At 60.8% G+C, this 4,491-nt stretch carries 4 protein-coding genes; 3 read left to right on the top strand and 1 reads right to left on the bottom strand.

Annotated elements, in window-relative coordinates:
- From EN914_RS25525 to EN914_RS25515, 3 genes are all read left to right on the top strand, one after another.
- On the top strand, positions 1 to 1,356 hold a 1,356-nt coding region (locus tag EN914_RS25525; protein WP_164778898.1), incomplete at its 5' end, for a sugar ABC transporter ATP-binding protein.
- 16 nt (positions 1,357 to 1,372) lie between these two features.
- Positions 1,373 to 2,368, top strand: a complete 996-nt coding sequence (locus tag EN914_RS25520; protein ID WP_024502235.1) for an ABC transporter permease — start codon at positions 1,373 to 1,375, stop codon at positions 2,366 to 2,368.
- Between the two features lie 10 nt (positions 2,369 to 2,378).
- The gene (locus EN914_RS25515) at positions 2,379 to 3,215 is read left to right on the top strand and encodes an N-acyl homoserine lactonase family protein (protein WP_024502234.1); all 837 of its coding nucleotides are present in this window, start codon (positions 2,379 to 2,381) and stop codon (positions 3,213 to 3,215) included.
- 300 nt (positions 3,216 to 3,515) lie between these two features.
- Here the strand turns inward: EN914_RS25515 and EN914_RS25510 are convergent, their stop codons facing one another.
- Positions 3,516 to 4,292 (bottom strand): SDR family oxidoreductase, encoded by a 777-nt coding sequence (locus EN914_RS25510; protein ID WP_024502233.1) that lies wholly within the window; start codon positions 4,290 to 4,292, stop codon positions 3,516 to 3,518.
- Between the last annotated feature and the right edge of the window lie 199 nt (positions 4,293 to 4,491).

The raw sequence follows: 4,491 nt of genomic DNA, 5'->3' as shown, positions 1-4,491 counted from the left end.
GGCCTCAACCATCCGGATCAGGGGTCGATCGAGATCGATGGGCACACAGTCGGCATCGAGACGGCGCACCGCGCGACGGCATTCGGCATGAGCTTTATTCACCAGGAACTGGCGTTCGTTCCGGGGATGACCGTCCTCCAGAACATTATGCTCGGCGTGCCAAAACGATCGCGCTTCGGCTTGACAGACTGGGCGGCCATCGCCCGCGATGTCGAGCCCATCGCAAGACGCGTCGGCATCACCGCCTCGCTCAATGCGAATGTGAAAGGGTTGTCGACCGCCGAAAACTGGTTGATCAATATCTGTCGCGCGCTGGTCCGCAAATCGCGACTTATCGTGATGGACGAGCCGACCGCCTCTCTCTCCGCCGCCGAGAGCGAGAAGCTCTTCGCTATCATCAAGGACCTCTCGGCATCCGGTGTGGCCGTGCTTTACGTCTCGCACCGCCTGGATGAGATTCTGAAACTCTGCGATCGGGTGTCGGTATTGCGCGACGGCAATTCCGTCGCCGAATTCACCCGTGCTGGGTTGACCAGGAAGGCGTTGGTCGAGGCGATCGTCGGCTCTGTCCATGTCGGTAACGACAGTAGGCCTGAATATGCGCCGCAGACCCATGAGATCGTCCTGCGCGTTCAGAACCTGACACGCCTGCCCAAGGTGCGTGGCGTAAGTTTCGAACTTCGCCACGGCGAAGTTCTGGGCATCGGCGGCCTGGTCGGTGCCGGACGCAGTGAACTGGTGCGGCTGATCTATGGTGCCGATCGCGCCGACTCGGGCGGTATGACGCTCAAAGGCAAGCCTTACGCGCCGAAATCGCCGCAGGCTGCGGTTGCCGCCGGGCTCGGCCTGGTGCCAGAGGAGCGGCGTACGGAAGGGCTTTTCCTGACGAAGAGCGTCGCCTTCAATCTTGGTCTGGTCAATTTGGACAAGCTTGTGCTCGGTCGCAGGGTGCCGCTTCTCAGCCGAAAGTCGCAGTCCTCACTCGCTCGCGAGACGATGAAACTGCTGTCGATCAAGACGGCAAGCGTGGACAGCCCTGTTGGCCGGCTAAGCGGCGGCAACCAGCAGAAGGTGGTCATCGGCCGCTGGCTGCAGCGCGCGCCGCACATCCTCATTCTCGATGAACCGACCCGCGGGGTCGACATCGGTGCGCGTGCGGAGATCCACCGCCAAATCCGCGAACTCGCGGCGGCAGGCATGGCGGTTCTCGTCATCTCATCCGAACCCGATGAACTGCCGGACCTTTGCGATCGCGTGCTGGTGATGGCGGAAGGCCTTATCGTTCGCGAAATGAGCGGCGCATCGATCTCGCGCTCCGCTATTGTCGAGGCAAGCTATGGTGAGCGGAGCCATTGACCGGGAGGACGACCACATGAGCGATGTTTCGACCTACAACAGGCGCCTCACACCAAGAGCCAAGGCTGGGCTCGGAATTTTCGCGCGCTACGCGACCATCCTCGGGCTGCTGGCGATGATTGTTGCCTTTTCGATCCTGTCGCCGAAGGCGTTCTCGACCCTGGGCAACTTCACCAACGTTCTCAACCAGGCCTCGCTTGCGATGATCATCGCCGGCGGCCTGACATTGGCGGTCGTCGTCGGCGAGCTCGATCTGTCGATTGGCTTTGCCGCCAGCCTGCACGGCATTCTCGTCACCGGCTTCATCGTCCATGACAAGCTGCCGATCCCCCTGGCCATTTTCATGGTACTCGCCCTTGGCGCGCTGATCGGCCTGGTCAACGGCTTCATCGTCACCAAGATGAAAGTCAATTCGGTGATCGCGACGCTGGGCGTTGGAACCATCATCACGGGTCTCGCCTTCGCCTACTCCGCCGGCGTGCCCATCGTTGCTGGCGTACCCGAGGCCTTCCTGCAGCTTTCGCTAGGCCGCTGGCTTTTCGGCATCCCCAACAACATCGTCGTCATGGTCTTTGTGCTGGGCATCCTTTGGGTGCTGGTCGAGCGCACCTCCATCGGCCAGGAGATCCAGGCAGTCGGCGGCAATCCTGCCGCGGCGCGCCTGGCCGGCATCAACGTCGATCGCATCAAGACGCTTGGCTTCGTCATCTCCGGCATATGCGCCGCCCTTACCGGCATTCTGCTCGCATCGCGGCTGGGCAGCGGCACGACAAGTGCGGCCGATTCCTATCTGCTGACGGCGTTCGCGGCAGTATTTCTGGGCTCGGCGACTTTGCGCGACGGCGAGTTCCATGTCCTGGGGACTTTGGTGGGCGCCCTGATCATTGCTTTCGGCTTCAACGGCCTCAACATTTTTGGCGCGCCTACCTTTTCCCAATACGTGTTTCAGGGCGCCATCCTGATCATCGCGGTCGGGCTTTCCAGCCTTGGCCGCTCACTTGCGGAAAGCTGAGGAGGATCACATGGCTCAGACTGTACATTGGGAGATCTATGTCATCGAGTTCGCACGATCTAAGAACCAGCCATGGGTCGATCTGGTCAACGGGATGTACGAAGACGGCCCCACGGACTTGCCCTTTTCCTTTGTTCTGGCGCGGCGCGGCGACCGCAACGTGCTTGTGGACACCGGCTTCATGAAGGACGAAACCGGTCCGAACTTCTCCGATAAATTCGGCATACCCTGGTGGATTTCCCCGGTTCGGATGCTTGCCGAACTGGGGCTGGCGCCTGGCGACATCACAGACATCATCGTCAGCCATGCGCATTTCGACCACATGGGCTCGATCGATCAGTTTCCGAATGCCCGCCTCTATCTACAGAAGCAGGAGCTGCTGTCCTGGCACGAGGCCATGGCGCTGCCACCGCAATACGGCTACCTGACCGCCATCATCGATCCGGACGATCTGCGCGCCGCCTTCGACGCCTCCGTGGAACACCGCCTCACACTGGTCGATGGTGACCGGGACGATCTCCTGCCAGGCATCCACGTTCGGCTGGGACAGGGCCACACGATGGGACAGCAGTTCGTAATCGTTGAGACTTCGCGAGGCCGCATCGTCCTTTCGGGCGATTGTGTCTACTCATCCCGGCAGATCACTGGCCACAAGCACGACGGTGTCTACCAGCCGCTCAACAATGCCGTCGGCAGCGTTTGGGATCAGCTCAAGACCATCGACCGCATCAACACCGAGATCGGAGGCAACCTCGACCGACTGATTATCCTGCATGATTCCGACCGCTGGAAAGGCCTTCCGGTGATCAAGGAGATCGAAGGGTTCCGCATCGTCAAGGCAGCATAAGATCGGTATTTTTCGAAAGACGGTTGGTTCGAAACCCGGCCTTCAGCCGCTCATCGCAGCCCCCGGCAGTTCAGCCGGCGAGGACGCAACTCTTCTGGCTTCAGCCGTTGCCGACCGAGGGTGGAATTGCTGGAGTTTTCGGTCTCGGCTTCGATATAGCGGATGGTCACCACACGGCTCATTTCGACTTTGATGAGACGGCACTTGCTCGCAGTACTTTGTTGTTGAGCGGCTTGCTCGCCGCCGTCTTGTCCATCGGTTGAACTTCTGTTGGCAACCGGCCAGGAAACGGCGCGCGCGTCACACCACAATCGGCACCGACGCGCCATCCATGTTGATAACAACACCGGTCACGTAGCTCGCTTTCGCGGAACACAGGAAGGCGACGACCGATGCGATTTCGGCGGGATCGGCCAATCTGCCGATGGGGATGGAGTCCCTCGCCCGGCGCAGCGCTTCGTGCTCACTTATCCCCTGGCTTGCCGCAACCGCTTTCATTCCTTCACTCACCCGGCCTGTTTGCGTGAGGCCGGGATTGAGCCCGACGATGCGCACACCGCGACCGGCATAGGCGTTTGCGAGGCCGACCGTCGCCAGCATCAGCGCCGCGTTGGCGGCGCCGCCAGCCAGATGGGTCGGCGAGGCGACTTTGCCGCCGTTTCCGATGATGTTGACGATCACGCCCGAGCCGCGGTCAGCCATCTTCTTGACCACTGGATCAATGACGTTGATGTAGGGAAAATACTTGTCATCCATCGCTGCGCGCCAGGCTTGCGGACTGAGGTCGTGTACCGGCGTGCGCTTTGCGGCCCCGGCGCTGTTGACGAGGATGTCGAAGGGACCGACGTCTTGCCACACCCTGTCCACAGCCTCTTTCGCGTCATCGCCCGATCTCAAATCCACGGCGATACCAACAGCACCCGGAAGCACGGAAAGGGCGGCATCGATGTTGGACGGCGACCGGGAGCAGATGACGATCCTTGCTCCTTCCGCCGTGAGCAACTTGGCGCAGGCGAACCCTATGCCTTTGGAGCCTCCCGACACCAATGCAATCTTGCCTTCAAGGCCGAGATCCATGTGCATTCCTTCCCTACAGCTACGGCTCCGATCCTATCAATCTGGGCGCTGTTCGCCAGCCGCAGGGATCATTCCCGTCAAGCATGCAAAAAATTGCTGGATGACACTTTCGAGCGCCGTTTCTGAATCGTGCTTTCATTCCCTGGTTCGCGTGTCCCGTCCAGATCATGCGCCCCTCCAGCAGGTTCCTAGTCCGCAG

The sequence above is a fragment of the Mesorhizobium sp. M7A.F.Ca.CA.001.08.2.1 genome, from assembly GCF_003998455.1.
Classification (GTDB): domain Bacteria; phylum Pseudomonadota; class Alphaproteobacteria; order Rhizobiales; family Rhizobiaceae; genus Mesorhizobium; species Mesorhizobium ciceri.
Note: the sequence above shows the minus strand (reverse complement) of the source record. Positions and strands in the feature narration are given on the sequence as shown.